We start from the raw sequence: 15,822 nt of genomic DNA, 5'->3' as shown, positions 1-15,822 counted from the left end.
CGGCTTCTCGCTCCTCTCTCTGTTCTGCCTGTGCTGCACAAATCCAGCAGCCGCGTTACGTATGCTTAACTTACGCTTATTGTGCCCTTTTTTATCGATTGATCGCCAATAAGGCACTTTATCCATCCGCTCGATTAGCAAATAATATTTGTCTTAACTTGCGATAGACACTTTATTTCATCCGGATGATTCACAAAACTACAACGAAAAGCGTACGAATCAATGGTTTACGATTTAGCCATCTTTGACTTTATATGCTGTTGGCTGACTAAAGCGGTTCAGGATAATCACGTTCATACGAAAATTATGCGCCTACGAGCTACACAGGGCGTTTCTAAAAATCCCTGGTCAACCTGTAACCTTACAATAAATTTTAACAAAACTGACTACGATTGGATCAGGTCCACGAAGCCATTGTGGCTTAATAACCGATAAAAATTCAGGATTCAACGCTTGGCAATACTGGTAGCCCCTCGCTCCACCGTAAACATTCCACATTGATTGTCAGTATCTTTAAGCATAATTTTTCTAACACAAACGAAGTCATGGCAGCCAACGAGCAGGAGTTTGAAGAAAAATGGAAGCAGCTGGAGGAATCGGGTAAAGGACTATCCGGCGCGGTTGGTGCGGTAGCCGGAACCTTGCTGGGTATTTCTGTATTTGGCTTGAGCGCTCCTGTCATGTACCTCACCAAAAGGGCCGCTGGGAAGGAAGCGTCGGAAGCCTTAAAAGAAACGGGTGACAAAGCCCTCGAAACGACCCGGTGGATGAGCGAATTTGGTCGGTTTGCCGGAAAGAAGTTCGGACCCAAGATCGTAGGAACCCTGTTATTCGGCGTAACGGGTTTGCTGGCTACTGACGAATAGCTGTTTACCAAGCTATGAAATTACCACTGGTCTTCCCAATTCTACTTCTCGGTCTTTGTCTTTCGGGCTGTATTCACAGCAACCGCTCTACGACCATTCACGGTAAGGTTACCGACGACAGCAATCAACCCATTGCGAATGTGCCCATCATCATTGCCGGTCTACGAAAAGGTACGCTGTATCATTTTGATAAGTTGGAAGCGGTTTATACAAACCGACAGGGCGAGTATACGATCACCTTTGTACCATCCAACCAATATAGAAGCCTTGAAGTAGCGAATCAGTTCAATACCGATTCGACCTTATACCATACATACAGGCATTATAGCGTCACTTTCAACAACCAGTCAACAAGAGATTGCTGTGCTGCGCAGATTGGTTATACGTCCCAATACGACTTCATTTTACTAGCCCGGTAAGCTTACAGCGGTTAATTTCTTCTTTACTCAGTGGTAGCTTGAAAACATTCTGTATTGCCCATACGAACACAATGGCCTCCATACGGTTTTGTAGCTTTACGCGTTGAAGCGGTAGTGTTCCCGCCGTTTAGTTGTATTGCGAATGAATCGTATTCTCTTAGTTGCTGCTTTGCTGTTGCGGTTGATTTCCGTCAATGGCCAATCCGTTGAGCGCTATTCCCTTATTCCTCGTCCGGCCCAACTCGAACCCCGCGCTGGCGATTTTATCATTAGTCGAACTACTACCATCGGTGTACCCTTTGCCCAGAATGGGTTAAAAGCGATAGCTGATACCTTGGCCAGCCACATTAACCGTAGTACGGGTCTGGCCCTGTCCGTGCGGAACGTGACGAAAATGAATCAGCCGGACAATCTCATCGAGTTTGCCCCCTCGGTCGATACAACGCTGGGCGATGAAGGATACCGCATCGACGCCACGGACCGACTCATCACCATCGAAGCCACCAATCCGAAAGGCTTTTTTTACGCCGTTCAAACCCTATATCAGCTGCTTCCGCCAACCGTCCTGGCGACAAGTCACGCCGTTCCCGCGACCAACTTGACAACGCTGAGCGTTCCGGCCTGCCGCATTCAGGATCGGCCGCGCTACAGTTACCGGGGTTTACACCTTGATGTGAGCAGGCATTTTTTCTCGGTTGCTTTCATCAAGCGTTACCTTGATTTGATGGCGTTGCACAAGTTCAATAACTTTCACTGGCACCTGACCGACGACCAGGGATGGCGGATTGAAATCAAAAAGTATCCCAAGTTGACGCAGATCGGTTCACAGCGACGCCAGACCATTGTCGATCATTACGACGAATACGACCCGCAGGTGTTTGACGGGAAACCATACGGCGGCTTTTACACGCAGGACGACGTGCGCGAGGTTGTTCGCTATGCCGCGTCCAAACACATCAACGTAGTACCGGAAATTGAAATGCCCGGCCACGCACAGGCAGCACTGGCGGCCTATCCTGAACTTGCCTGCGCCCCCGGCCCCTACCAGGTGGCGACCAAGTGGGGCGTTTTCAACGATGTATTCTGCCCGACTGAGAAAACATTTTCATTTTTGCAGGACGTACTCACGGAAGTAATGGGTCTGTTTCCGGGCAAATACATTCACATCGGTGGCGACGAATGTCCTAAGGTAGCCTGGCGAAATAGCGCTTTTTGCCAGCAATTGATTAAGCGCGAAAAGCTTAAGAATGAGAACGAGTTGCAGAGCTACTTCATCACGCGCATCGACAAATTTGTTACGTCGAAAGGTCGCCGGATTATTGGCTGGGACGAAATTTTGGAAGGCGGTATTTCGCCTAATGCAACCGTGATGAGCTGGCGTGGTACAAAGGGCGGAATTCAGGCAGCCAAGCAGCGCCATGATGTGATCATGACACCCGGCCAGTTCTGCTACCTCGACCACTACCAGGGCGATCCGGCGCAGGAACCCACTGCCTTTGGCGATTATCTGCCGCTGTCAACGGTGTACGCGTACAATCCCACACCATCAACGTTGACACCCGCCGAAGCCACCCACATCCTGGGCGCACAGGGTAATCTCTGGACGGAGTATATCAACAATACCGATCAGCTTGAGTACATGATTTGGCCCAGAGCAGCCGCCCTGGCCGAAGTCGTCTGGACACCGTTGAACGTAAAAAATTACGACGATTTTAGTCGTCGCCTACCTGTGCATTTTGAGCGCTTAACGACTCTTAACGTCAATTATGCCAGGACGTTTTACGATGTATCGTTTGCGGCTAAGCCAACAGCTGGCGGTCAGGTAGAAGTCTCACTATCAGCGAATACGCAGGTTCCCACAATTCGCTACACGCTGGATGGCAGTGTTCCTTCGGGTGAGTCTCCCCGGTACGAAAAGCCGATTATCCTTGACCAGTCAACAACGATCCGAACCGCAGCTTTTGCTGACAGACAGCCACTCAGCCAACCGGCCAAAGTAAAAAACGAGTATTTGGTTTCGAAAGCGACGGGCAAACCCTATACCCTACTCAACGCCCCAACGCGTGGCCGTCCCGACAAAAATTATAGTCTGACGGATGGTACCACCGGCGGTATGGGCGGTTATGAAGTAGCGGGCGTCGTATCCTTCGCGAACGACATTAATGCCGTAATTGATCTTGGGCAGTCGCAGTCCGTTCGGAGTGTTCGGGTGGGGTTTCTCAAATACACAGCCCGCAATATCTGCTTACCCAGACAGGTTGCTATCGCCGTATCCGAAGACGGAAAGACATTCCAGTCGGTGTCAACGACTAAGACCAACGCTGCTGAAGGCGGGAAAAGGGGCTTCGTCCGCCTTTCTTTCGACTTTACGGCTACTACTGCCCGTTATATACGTATCGTTGCTTACAACGTCGGACGAGTACCCGCCGGTTTAAGAAACCCCGGCAAAGCCGCTCAGTTAGCCGTAGACGAAATTGAAGTCCACTAATCGGTGCCGCTTCTTTCCAGAGACGTACAGTTCATACAGCTAAATCAACAGTTCATACACTACTTGTTCCGTCTTATTCCACACCTGGTTTTTTAGGAACAGAATTTGTTCTTACTTGAAAGGAGAATACGTTAGACCTATGGATATCCTGATTGTTGAAGACGAGTCTCTGGCCGTTCAGAAGTTGATAAAACTGCTGAATTCCAGCGCGTGTACCACTCGTGTAGCAGGGGTCACGGACGGAATAGAATCAACCGTCGCGTGGCTGAACGCCAACCCGCAGCCCGATCTGATCCTGATGGATATTGAACTTGCCGACGGGCAAAGTTTCGAGATTTTTAACCTGGTATCGATCACTTGTCCAGTTGTCTTCACGACCTCTTATAACGAATCAGCCATCCAGTCCTTCCGAGGCAATAGTCTGGATTACCTTCTCAAACCTATTAAAAAAGAAGAGCTTGATCAGATCTTAGCCAAGTATCAGCAGGCACCCGAAGTCAAACCAGTAACCTCGTCCGAAACACCGCTTGATCCAATTCACCCCCAAAACGGACAGTACAAAGTTGATTCGAACCCAACGAATGCCTTGGTGAGTGGTGACCGCGCCAACGAATTCTATCAATGGCTAAGCAGATAAGATGCAGAAGCTGAACGACAAGTGGATGCGCCTTATCGGAATTCCTCTGCTGGCTCTGGCGGGGCAGTGGATGATGTACGGCTATACCAATGTCTCGTATCCCAACGACTGGCGCATTCCTTTCCTTTTTATCCTGGGCACGGTAGTGGTGTGGGAAATAAATCGGCGGGGCATTATTCTGTCGCGACGGCGCTATCCGGACCTGACGCAGACGCGCCAGCGAGTGCTTTATCAGCTGATCTGGTTCCTTATTTTTTCGAGTCTTATCCGTATCACCCAAACGTTTTTTTACCACGTAATAGGTCTTTGGCCGTCAGAAGATTACTTACTTTTCAAGCCTTATTTTTTCAATACACTCGTATCCGTTGTCGGCACAATTCAGCTAGCCGCCTATTACGAAGGGGTTTATCTGTACCAGCGCTGGAAAGTGTCGTTTACCGAAGCGCAGGAACTCAAAAAAGCAAACCTGCAAAGCCAGCTCGACTCGCTTAAAACGCAGATCAATCCGCATTTTCTGTTCAACAATCTGAACTCCCTGTCATCGCTGATCACCAGTGACGCCGAACAGGCCGAACGATTTCTCGACGAACTGTCATCCGTTTATCGCTATCTGCTTCAGCAGGACAACCGCGATCTTTGCCCGCTTATGGAGGAAATCACCTTCATCAACGCTTATTTTCATCTGCTCAAGACCCGCTACGGCAATGGCATATTTATGGAACACGCCATCGACACGTCGTACATGCGTTATCTGATCCCACCCCTGACGATCCAGGTCCTTTTCGAAAATGCCATCAAACACAACGTAATTTCGGCCAGTCGTCCGCTTACGATCAAGCTTTACACGCAGGACGGTCAGCTTTACGTAGAGAACAACCTGCAGAAAAAGAAGCAGACGGTCCCGTCGAATCAGATCGGCTTACAAAACATTACCATGAAGTACAAATTGCTTGATCATCCGTCGGTTTTCATTCAGGAGGACGAGCAGAAGTTTCTGGTAAGCGTCCCTCTAATTCCGCCTATACCCGAAGCCGTATTGGTTTGAATAAGGCCCAAAGAACGATGCAAAAATTCTGTCACGAAGCACGATGACAGAATTTTCCGTTTGTCAAGATTGTAATTTTACGGGTGAAGGTTTGCTATTCTGCCACTTGAGGCCCTATTTTGGGTAGATCTTTCCTTCTTCATGGCAGACAACCAAACTAATTCCGTTTCTCCGGCTGATATAGCCAACGAACCAACCGAATTCAAACGTTCTTTAAGCCTGCTCGACTCGACGCTTATCGTTTCGGGTTCGATGATTGGCTCAGGTGTTTTTATCGTCACCGCCGACATGGCCCGTAACCTGGGCTCGTCGGGCTGGCTGTTGATGCTGTGGGTGCTGACGGGCGTGTTGACCGTAGCGGCTGCCCTTAGTTACGGCGAACTGGCGGGTATGATGCCCAAAGCCGGTGGCCAATACATTTACATTCAACGCGCTTACGGTCATCTGACCGGCTTCGTATACGGCTGGACCGTTTTCACGGTGATTCAGACCGGCACCATTGCCGCCGTTGCGGTAGCGTTTACCAAATATACCGCCGTTTTTATTCCGGCGCTCGGTCCCGACAACGTGTTGCTGGCTCTCGGTCCCATAAAAATTACGTTGGGCTCCCTGTTTGCCATTGGGAGTTTGGTTTTACTTACCTGGCTGAATAGTCGGGGGGTGCAAAGCGGGAAGCTGATTCAGAACGTATTTACCTCCGCCAAACTCATTGCCTTATTTGGATTGATCATCGTCGGCATTGCCCTCGGGCTAAGCAGTGGCCTACTATCGGTCAATCTGACCAACGCCTGGGAAGCGAGTAGCACATCGGCCACGGGCGACATCGTTCCGCTGGCGGGCATTGCGCTCGTGCTGGCCTTCGGTACGTCGATGGTTGGCTCCCTGTTTTCGGCGGATGCCTGGAACAATGTCACGTTCATTGCGGGCGAGATCAAGAATCCGCGTCGGAACATTCCGCTGGCGTTATTCTTCGGAACGTTGCTGGTTACCACGATTTATTTTCTGGCGAATATCTCGTACCTGTCGCTTCTTCCCCTGAAAGGTTCGCCTACCGCGACGGATATTGTTGGCCGCGGTATTCAGTTTGCCGAAGCCGACCGGGTCGCTACGGCCGCCGTCGAAACGATTTTTGGTAACGTAGCGGTCGGCGTAATGGCGGTGCTTATCATGATATCCACCTTTGGTTGTAACAACGGGTTAATTCTGGCGGGCGCGCGACTGTACTACGCTATGGCAAAAGATGGCTTGTTTTTGAAGCAGGCTTCACACCTGAACCAAAACGCCGTGCCGGGCCGGGCGTTGTGGCTGCAATGCATCTGGGCTTCGTTGCTGTGTCTGTCAGGCAAATACGGCGACTTACTGGATTACTGCACCTTTGCTTCGCTGCTGTTTTACATCATCACCATTACGGGTTTGTTCCGGCTTCGGCGCACGGAGCCCAATACCGAGCGGCCTTATCGGGCATTCGGCTATCCGCTGGTTCCAGCGCTTTACATCATCGCGGGCCTGACCATCTGCTTTATTTTGCTTTACACGAAGACATTCAATACGGGCATGGGCCTTCTGATTGCCGGTTTGGGCATCCCCGTTTATTATTTCACAACGCGTAATCGCTAACATAACATAAATAATAGGTAGTTTTTTGTCATCCCTCCTGTCGTCGGGATGACAAAAAAAGTGGCACCAGGCTGATCGATAATTGATTGACTAATAACAAATAGAACCCATTATTCACTAAAAAAAGCAACGTGGTTAGCACGTTGCTTTTTTTAGTGCTTTACTTTCCCTGTACGGTCGATCCTCGAACGATCAGCTGCGTTTCCAGCACAACCGTTCGCGCAGGCTTCATCTGTTCCTTATCAGCCAATTGCTCCATCAGTAAATGAGCGGACTGCTGCCCGATTTCACTAATGGGCTGGGCAACCGTGGTCAATCCCGGCTCAACCAGCGCCGAAATCGGGTCATTGCTGAAACCGACAATCGCAATGTCGTCGGGAATACGCAGGCCGCGATTTTTGATGACTTGAAGCGCTTCGATGGCCGTGGGGTCATTGATGGTAAATAGGGCGTCGGGTGGCTGCGGTAAGTTTAGGAGGTGATTAACGTAGATGTTCGCTTTCTCCAGCGTCAGATCATACGAAATGATTAGCTCTGGCTCCTCGTCGATACCGTACTTCCGCAACGCATCCCGGTACCCATTGAGCCGGTTGCGGCTGTTGGGTAAGCTGTCTGGTCCGGCAAGGTGGGCAATTCGGCGTTTGCCCGTCTGAATCAGGTGCTCAACCGCCTGAAACGCGCCGTCATAATCGTTGACAGTCACCTTCGATACGTTCATGTCTTCGCAGACCCGGTTAAAAAACACCACCGGGATGCCCCTTCGCTGAAACACCCGAAAGTGATCGAAGTTGCGGGTTTCTTTTGTGTGCGATACAATCAGCCCGTCCACCCGGCTCGCCAGCAACGCTTTAGCGTTGGCGACTTCGGTTTCGTACGATTCATTGGAGTGGCAAATGACTACGTTGTAGCCTGCTTCGGCCAATACCTCCTGAGCCCCGATAATCACTTTCGGAAAAAAGAAACTAATGAATTCGGGGACCATAATCCCGATTGTCCGGGTCTGATTCGTAAGCAATGAAATAGCCAACTGATTCCGCTGATAGTCGAGTTGCTCAGCTAGTTCCAGTACGCGCTGACGAGTTTTCGTGTTTACGTTCGGATGACCAGTCAAGGCCCGCGATACCGTCGATTTTGATATCCCTAGTTGCCGGGCAATATCAATGATTGTCGTCAGATGCTGTTGCATGAAATTGTACTTTAACTATAAGAGGCAGATTAAAGGCTTAAATACTCTAATCAAGTACCTATTTTTTTGGGAACATTCCCATTAATCTTTGGGAATGTTCCCAAAAAAATAGCCCAAATTTTCCTTGACAAAAGCCATTTCTGTGATGAAATTCGAACAGAAGACGCAAAATCAGCCCGTTTTAAGCGTTCTGTACCTATTTGTCTTATGTACACCCGCTTTATTCTCATCCGTCTTTGTTCGTCCAAAAATTAAACTATTCCTATAACCATCCTCATGAAAATACGAATACGCTTCTTTCTGGTTTTGGGGTTAACGATTCTGGTAGCAGCCTGGAAAGCCCACGCTCAGGGGTCTACCGTCAGTGGACGCGTAACGGGTCCCGATGGAAATGCCTTGCCCGGTGTCAGCATCATTCTGAAAAATACACAGCGTGGCACAACAAGCGATGCCGACGGTCGCTACTCACTCCCCAGCGTACAGGCTACCAACGGTCAGCCGGCAGTGCTTACCTTTTCGTTCATCGGGTATGTTTCGCAGGACGTTACGGTGGGGAATCGGACAACAATCGACCTCACACTGCAAACGGACGATCGTTCACTCAACGAAGTGGTTGTGGTCGGCTACGGTACACAGCGCAAAATTGAAACCACAGGTTCCATTGCTTCGGTGAAGTCGACAGATTTGGTCCAGACCCCGGTAGCCAACGTCGCTCAGGGTCTTCAGGCCCGGGTGTCGGGCGTACAGGTTACGCAAAATTCGGCGGCGCCCGGCGGCAATGTCAGCGTGCGGATTCGGGGTACCAACTCGATCAACGGGAATTCAGAACCGCTTTACATCGTCGATGGCATTCAGATCTCGAACAGCAATCCCAGCGACAACGTCACCACACTAAGCCCGCTTTCGACCATCAACCCCAATGACGTTGAGTCGATCGAGGTCCTGAAAGATGCGTCGGCAACGGCGATCTACGGGTCACGGGCGGCTAACGGTGTTGTGCTGATCACGACCAAACGTGGACGAGCGGGCGCTACGCGGATTACGTATGACGGGTATTACGGCGTACAAAAAGCGGCTAAAACGCTGCCCGTATTAAGCGCAGCCGAATTTGGTCAGCTTGAAAATGAGGTGTTCAGAAATAACTTTTACCAGAACCCTGCCAGCTTAGGCGAAGGCGTCAACTGGCAAAATCTCATCTTCCGGCAGGCTCCGATTCAAAGCCATCAGCTGAGCATCACGGGTGGTTCCGAAAAAACGCAGCTGTCCCTGTCGGGCAATTACTTTAATCAGGATGGTATTATCATCGCGTCCAACTTCAAACGGTATTCCTACCGGATCAATGTCGATCATAAAATCAACGACCGGCTAAAGATCGGAACCAGTATTTTGGGTACCTACGCCATCAACAATGGCGTGCCTTACGGGTCAACAAGTTTGGGTGATGCCGATGTGGTGTCGAGTAGTATTTTGGGTGCGGCACTCGGTGCGCCCCCTACGCTACAGCCTTACCGTCCGGACGGCAGCGTTTTTCCGTTCGGTGAACAGGCTAACGGCCAGTATCGGGAAGTAACCAACCCGTTGGGACTGGCGGCAGTGATGAACCAAACCAACATCCGGCGCACACTCGCCAACTTTTTTGCCGATGCCACGCTGTTGAAAGGCTTAAACTACCGCGCCAGCTTTAACATCGACCTGCAAAATAGCCTGCGCGATACGTACTCGCCCCGCTCCATTGTCAGCCGGACGGATCTAAACGATAATTCGGGCTCAGGTTCCAAGACCAACAGCAACAGCACGGTATTGCTGCACGAAAGCATTCTTACCTACAACACAACCCTGGCCGAACGGCATTCGCTTAAGTTCACGGGCGTATTCGCGACACAAAGCAATCTGTTCAATACCAACACGATCAACGCGACGGGTTTTCCCAACGATGCCACCGGCGACGAAGCCCTTCAATTGGCACTGGCACGAACGGTTAGCAGCTACCGGTCTAAAGAAGGATTGGATTCGTATCTGGGACGCATCAACTACGGCTACCGCGACCGGTACTTTCTGGACCTGACGGCCCGTATCGATGGGTCAAGCAAATTCGGAGCAAATCACAAATACGGCTTTTTTCCGGCGATAGCGGGTGCGTGGCGGATTATTGACGAGTCGTTTCTGAAAAACGTTAACTGGCTGTCTGATCTGAAATTACGCGGTAGCTGGGGAATCACGGGCAACGCGGGCGGTATAAGCCCATACCAGTCGTTAGCCACGGTTTCGTCGTCAGGCAGCGACTACCAGTTCAATCATACCTACCTGACCGGCATCAACCCGTCGGGCATTGCCAACCCCGATCTACGCTGGGAGAAATCGGCGCAAACCGACATTGGTCTGGACATTGGCTTGCTGAATAACCGCCTGAGCTTCATTGTCGATGTATACCAAAAAACGACCCGCGATCTGCTGTACGTAAGGGCGCTCCCCCTCTCTTCGGGTTACGCTACCATCACCGGCAACTTTGCTTCTCTTCAAAACAAAGGCATCGAACTGGCCGCCAACGCCCGCATTTTGCAGGGAGCCTTGAAATGGGACGTATCGGCCAATGCGACGATCAACCGCAACAAGGTACTCGACCTGGACGGCGGCACCACGCAGGAGCGGTTCGTAACAACGTACAGCATCCTGAGCGTTGGTCAACCGCTGGGTCTGTTCAAAACCTACGTGTTTGATGGGATCAATCAATCGGGTGAAACCATTCTGCCGGGCTACGACGGTCGGTTAGGCGGTCATAAGTTGAAAGACATCAACGGCGATGGTCAGATTACAGCTGCCGATCAGGTGATTACGGGCAATCCAAATCCCAAGCTTATTTTCGGCTTCTCGACGAACCTTGCTTACAAAAGCTTTGATTTCAGCGCCTTTCTGTCCGGCTCGCAGGGCAACGACATTTACAACCAAGCCCGGTTTGCGTTCGAAACCCCGCTGGGTCAGCGCAATCTGCTAAAAGGCGTAGCGAATCGCTGGTCGGCTACGAACCCAAATCAGGAGTACGCCAGTGCCGCTCAGGGTAGCCGCCTACCAGTTAGCGACCGATTCGTTGAAGATGGTTCGTACCTCCGGTGCAAGAACATCACCCTGGGCTATACCTTGCCGCAGATCAAAGGAATTCAGCGCATCCGGTTCTACGCCAGCGTCAACAATTTATTCACGATCACCAAGTACTCAGGCTTCGATCCGGAGGTCAACAGTTATGCCGGGTCAAATACCGTTCTCGGCGTCGACAATCTGGTTTACCCACCCGCTCGTTCGGTTTTAGGTGGTCTACAAGTTACTTTCTAAACCGGGATTTATACGATTAATCGGACTGACTTTGATTCATCTGTTTCCCTAAAAAGAAATTCAAAGGCAGTCCGATTAACCCTAACAATCTACCGGAGCGGTTCAGCTAATTTCTAAATCCATGAAAAAGATAGTTCTTCCTATACTGCTTGCCTTGAGTCTGGCTTCCTGCCAGCTTGACGAGACGATTTATTCGTCGATTTACACCGAAGCGTTTTACAAAACAGCGGCCGACGCCGAAAAAGGGCTGATTGCGGTTTACGACCCGCTGGCCGACATGTGCGTTGGTCCTGCTTTGACGGTCGTGTCGGATTTTAGCGCCGATCAGTCGTATCCCCGAGCGGTGGTCGGTCGGAACACGCTTACGCTGTTTGCGTACGACCCGAACTATACCACGCAGAAAACCGCCGGTCGCGTCAGTGAATCACCCCAGCAAATCTGGTCTTCCTGCTACGACGGCATTGAAAAGGCGAACTGGATCATCGAGAAAGTGCCCGCTGCCAGCATGGACGAAACCCGCAAAAAACAGATCATCGGCGAAGCGTATTTCATGCGGGCATTCTACCACTGGACCCTGACGAAAAACTTTGGTGACGTGCCCATCAAAACGAAAGCCAGCGTTACGCAGGCCGAAGCCGTTGTTGGCAAAAGCGCGAAAGCAGACGTTTATAAACAGATCTATGCTGATCTGGAATTGGCCGGTGCCGCCGGACTGGTCTCTGGTCCTGGCATTGAAAAAGGTCGGCCTTCGAAAGAAACCGTGAGCGCGCTGTACGCCAAAGCGGCACTCTACAACGAGGATTGGGCAAAAGCGTCGCAGAAAGCGCAGGAAGTTATTAACTCCGGCAAATACTCGCTCCTCCCGAATGTGCTTGATGTGTACCGCTACGACAACGAAGATGCAGCCCGCGTCGAAAACATGTGGGCTTTTGAGTCGGAAGGCGGCTTTAGTCCGTCGCGCGGTCACCAGCTGACGAGTTTGTGTGGTCCATCGGGTAGTGCCGCCCCGGCTTATTCGAAAACTTCGTACGGTTCCATGTTTGCCTATCAGTCGTTTTTCGATTCGTTCGACCCAAAGGACAAACGGCGGCAACTGCTGGATACGACCTACGTAGACAAAAGCAACAAAGTCGTTCCGCAACGCAGCATCACCCCAATCACCACACAGGGTGTTTTGATCAAGAAATACCAGGATCCCGCTTCGACGGTCGGCAACACGCCCAACATCCCGATTCTTCGGGTACCCGACATGTACCTGATCGCGGCAGAAGCCGAAGCCCGCCAGAATGGACCAACGGCTACGGCCTATGGATTCATCAACACCGTTCGGAAACGGGCGGGTTTAGCGGATCTGGCTACCGGATTGAGTAAAGATGCGTTCATTGATGCTATTCTACAGGAACGGTCGTGGGAATTCTTCGCCGAGGGTGACCGCTGGTATGATCTGACCCGGACGGGTAAGTTTACAACCGCCCTGACGAAAGCCGTAAACAGCGTCTATCCAAACAGACCCGTTCTGGCAAAAAACAAGTATTTCCCGATTCCGCTGGATGAGCTGAATGCCAATGGAAAGCTGGACCAAAATGCGGATTGGAAGTAAGTTGCTTTTAAACCCAAACGCTCCACTTATGATGCGCATACAACCAGGTTATGTATGGTTTTGCTTACTGGTATCCATCGGACTGGTTCAGGGCCAGTCGGGAAAGACGCTATCGTTGAAAAACGACCGCATTAATCTGGACTGGCATTTAACCAAAACCGGCTGGGCAATCCATAAGCTAGCCGTTCGCAAGGGCAATGGCTGGGTAACGATGGCGAATCCGTCCGGTGAAAACACCTTGCTCTATGCAGCCGACAAACCGAGCGCTAAGCCCGATACAACATTCACGGATGTGACAGGGACTCTGTTTCCGGGTCCGCTGTACCACTACCAGCAGTCGCAGTGGGCCGAGACGACGAATCCGGTTTCGCTGAACAAGGCGGGGGAAGCGTATCATTTTGCGGCTCAGTCAGGAAAGCAGACCAGTGCGAGCCAGCTTCAGTTCCGGCACGAAACAACCATTGCTTCCGTCGAAACCACCTGGTCATTCGATCCGAAGTTTCCTACGGACATTCTGGTCAGGCAAACGCTGACGGCGAAGAAACCGGGTTATTTTTCGCTCGCCAGTCCAACGCTGGCGAGCGTGTCCGAAAAAGACCTGGCCTGGGCAACCGTACCAGGCTATTTTCAGGGCAACCAGATTCAGCCCAACTTCGCGCTGGCGTACGCATACGGCCACGGGGTACCATCCCTGCCTGTTGTGTATCGGGAGCGTTGCGCGAGTACGCTGTGTCCACTGGTTAGCAGTAAACAGGGGGTAACGGTATCGGTTATTCCCGACCCTTCGCTCGGTCGTGATCCGTGGGCATCGGACAAGATTACGCAGGAAGATTGGTTTATCGGTCTGTCGCACAAAAACCGGAAGTCGCAACTGACACCAACGCTGTACTACCCGGTGCTGGGCGAACCAAAATCCATGCTCAAAGCTGGTGATGTGATCAGCTACACCTTCCGCTACAGCCTGACCGACGGCGACTGGTTTCAAGCCTTGAACCACGCCATCTACGACCTATACGACTTCAAGCAGTCGCTGGCGTTACGGCAGAACAAGCAGTCGCTGACGGATCGGGTACAGAAGATGCACCATTATCTGACGGACCCCAAAACGTCGCTCTGGAATGTTGAAGAGTACAAAGGTCGGTCGATTGGCGCACAGTCGTACCTGGGCGGGGTGGTGGGTTCGAACAAAGACGCCATGAAAAACTCCGATTACGGCGCGATGTGGCTACTGGCAACCGCAACCCGAGACTCGCTGCTGACCAAGAATGTATTGCCTTACGCGCTGAATTTCAAGCTCACGCAGCAGCAAACAGCCGACGGTTTTTTCAAGGGGGCGGCCATCGGTCAATATTACCTGGCGAAGTCTAAAAAATTCGTGGAAGAATGGGGAGCCGTGGTCGAACCGATTGCGCTGACCTATTACATCATGCTCGATGTGGGCAATATGCTGTTGTTCGAACCGGATAACCAGGAACTGAAAGAACGGTTGAGAATAGGAGCCGACCGGCTGCTCGACTGGCAGAAACCCGATGGTAGCTGGGCCGTTGCCTACGACCGGCAATCGGAAGCCGAAGCCTTCACCGATATCAAAGACCTCCGGCCTACATTTTACGGATCACTGGTGGCTTACCGCATTCTGAAAGATCCCAAATACCTGGCCTCAGCCCGTAAAGGGGCCGATTGGTTTATCGAAAACGCGGTAAAAACGGGGAGCTTTCTGGGTGTGTGTGGCGACGCTCGGTACGCGCCCGACTTTGCCACGGGTCAATCAGCGCAGGCCCTCCTCGATTTGTTTGACCTGACGAACGACACCCGGTACAAAGAAGCGGCTATTCTGGCTGCCAAGATCTACACGACGTCTATCTACACGCACCCAGTTGCCAGTCACAAACCCAAGACAGTTAACGGTACAGCGCGCGAAGATTGGGAAATTTCGCAATCGGGATTGAGTTTTGAACACGGGGGCATTTTCGGGTCGGCTAATCGACACGGACCGATTCAGTTAGCCAGCCACGCGGGTTTATTTATCCGACTATACCAGCTGACCGGCGAACCGATTTTTGCCGACATGGCCCGCGCCGGAGCGATCGGTCGCGACGCTTTCGTAGATGCCAAGACGAGCGTTGCGTCCTATTACTGGAATGCCATGAACCGGGGAGCGGGTCCGTATCCACACCACGCCTGGTGGCAAATCGGCTGGATCAACGATTATCTGCTGGCCGAAGCAAACCTCCGGTCGAAAGGCCAGATTTCGTTTCCGCGCGGATTTGTAACGCCTAAAGTCGGTCCGCACCAGACCTACGGCTTTGCACCGGGAACCGTGTTGGGCGAACAGGCCAATCTGCTGATCCGGGATGGTCTGGCAACCCCTGCCAACCCAAACATTGAAGCAATCACCGCCGTTTCAACCGATCAGAAAAAGCTGTTTATCATCCTGCTCAACGATGTGGCCCAACCCGTCAATACGACCGTGAAGCTTCAACCGGCGCTTCTTCGTACGGGGAGTGGTCAGCTAACCAACCTAACGACCAGGCAGGCTATAAACATTACCGATACAACGATTAGCTTGCCAGCCTATGGGATCACCACGCTCGTCTACGAATGGAAATGACCGCCTGACCTTTAGCCCAACCGCTT

The 15,822-nt window shown here is 51.5% G+C and carries 10 protein-coding genes; 9 read left to right on the top strand and 1 reads right to left on the bottom strand.

Annotation, left to right across the window (positions count from 1 at the left end; all coding sequences use genetic code 11):
• The first annotated feature begins 545 nt into the window (after positions 1–545).
• The 6 genes from LQ777_RS03215 (at position 546) to LQ777_RS03190 (ending at position 7,072) form a co-directional block, all read left to right on the top strand.
• Entirely contained in the window at positions 546–866 is a 321-nt protein-coding gene (locus tag LQ777_RS03215) for a hypothetical protein (RefSeq protein ID WP_232561083.1), read from the top strand.
• 14 nt (positions 867–880) lie between these two features.
• Positions 881–1,285 carry a carboxypeptidase-like regulatory domain-containing protein gene (locus LQ777_RS03210; RefSeq protein ID WP_232561082.1) on the top strand — a complete coding sequence of 135 codons (405 nt, stop codon included), beginning with the start codon at positions 881–883 and terminating at the stop codon, positions 1,283–1,285.
• A gap of 142 nt (positions 1,286–1,427) precedes the next feature.
• Complete coding sequence (locus LQ777_RS03205; RefSeq protein ID WP_232561081.1) at positions 1,428–3,773, top strand: beta-N-acetylhexosaminidase; 2,346 nt, start codon at positions 1,428–1,430, stop codon at positions 3,771–3,773.
• Positions 3,774–3,912: 139 nt separating this feature from the next.
• Positions 3,913–4,410, top strand: coding sequence for a LytR/AlgR family response regulator transcription factor (locus LQ777_RS03200; RefSeq protein WP_232561080.1), 498 nt, complete (start codon positions 3,913–3,915; stop codon positions 4,408–4,410).
• A 1-nt stretch (position 4,411) separates the two neighbouring features.
• Positions 4,412–5,455 carry a sensor histidine kinase gene (locus tag LQ777_RS03195; protein WP_232561079.1) on the top strand — a complete coding sequence of 348 codons (1,044 nt, stop codon included), beginning with the start codon at positions 4,412–4,414 and terminating at the stop codon, positions 5,453–5,455.
• A gap of 141 nt (positions 5,456–5,596) precedes the next feature.
• A complete protein-coding gene (locus LQ777_RS03190) occupies positions 5,597–7,072 on the top strand; it encodes an APC family permease (RefSeq protein ID WP_232561078.1) in 1,476 nt (491 codons plus the stop codon).
• Positions 7,073–7,232: 160 nt separating this feature from the next.
• Here LQ777_RS03190 and LQ777_RS03185 read toward each other — a convergent pair whose 3' ends face one another.
• Positions 7,233–8,258, bottom strand: a complete 1,026-nt coding sequence (locus tag LQ777_RS03185; RefSeq protein ID WP_232561077.1) for a LacI family DNA-binding transcriptional regulator — start codon at positions 8,256–8,258, stop codon at positions 7,233–7,235.
• A 276-nt stretch (positions 8,259–8,534) separates the two neighbouring features.
• Here LQ777_RS03185 and LQ777_RS03180 point away from each other — a divergent pair, with 276 nt between their 5' ends.
• The 3 genes from LQ777_RS03180 to LQ777_RS03170 all read left to right on the top strand — a co-directional run bounded on the left by LQ777_RS03180 (position 8,535) and on the right by LQ777_RS03170 (position 15,796).
• Positions 8,535–11,585, top strand: coding sequence for a SusC/RagA family TonB-linked outer membrane protein (locus LQ777_RS03180; protein ID WP_232561076.1), 3,051 nt, complete (start codon positions 8,535–8,537; stop codon positions 11,583–11,585).
• Positions 11,586–11,706: 121 nt separating this feature from the next.
• Entirely contained in the window at positions 11,707–13,185 is a 1,479-nt protein-coding gene (locus LQ777_RS03175; RefSeq protein ID WP_232561075.1) for a RagB/SusD family nutrient uptake outer membrane protein, read from the top strand.
• 28 nt (positions 13,186–13,213) lie between these two features.
• Positions 13,214–15,796 (top strand): glycerophosphoryl diester phosphodiesterase, encoded by a 2,583-nt coding sequence (locus tag LQ777_RS03170; RefSeq protein WP_232561074.1) that lies wholly within the window; start codon positions 13,214–13,216, stop codon positions 15,794–15,796.
• Positions 15,797–15,822: the final 26 nt, after the last annotated feature.

Source organism: Spirosoma oryzicola, assembly GCF_021233055.1.
Taxonomy (GTDB): Bacteria; Bacteroidota; Bacteroidia; order Cytophagales; family Spirosomataceae; genus Spirosoma; species Spirosoma oryzicola.
This window is presented reverse-complemented; position numbering and strand designations above follow the sequence as displayed.

Coding starts and splice junctions, on each gene's coding strand:
- LQ777_RS03170 (WP_232561074.1), top strand. CDS start 13,214: ATGATGCGCATACAACCAGGTTATGTATGGTTTTGCTTACTGGTATCC.
- LQ777_RS03195 (WP_232561079.1), top strand. CDS start 4,412: ATGCAGAAGCTGAACGACAAGTGGATGCGCCTTATCGGAATTCCTCTG.
- LQ777_RS03210 (WP_232561082.1), top strand. CDS start 881: ATGAAATTACCACTGGTCTTCCCAATTCTACTTCTCGGTCTTTGTCTT.
- LQ777_RS03205 (WP_232561081.1), top strand. CDS start 1,428: ATGAATCGTATTCTCTTAGTTGCTGCTTTGCTGTTGCGGTTGATTTCC.
- LQ777_RS03175 (WP_232561075.1), top strand. CDS start 11,707: ATGAAAAAGATAGTTCTTCCTATACTGCTTGCCTTGAGTCTGGCTTCC.
- LQ777_RS03215 (WP_232561083.1), top strand. CDS start 546: ATGGCAGCCAACGAGCAGGAGTTTGAAGAAAAATGGAAGCAGCTGGAG.
- LQ777_RS03200 (WP_232561080.1), top strand. CDS start 3,913: ATGGATATCCTGATTGTTGAAGACGAGTCTCTGGCCGTTCAGAAGTTG.
- LQ777_RS03180 (WP_232561076.1), top strand. CDS start 8,535: ATGAAAATACGAATACGCTTCTTTCTGGTTTTGGGGTTAACGATTCTG.
- LQ777_RS03190 (WP_232561078.1), top strand. CDS start 5,597: ATGGCAGACAACCAAACTAATTCCGTTTCTCCGGCTGATATAGCCAAC.
- LQ777_RS03185 (WP_232561077.1), bottom strand. CDS start 8,258: ATGCAACAGCATCTGACGACAATCATTGATATTGCCCGGCAACTAGGG.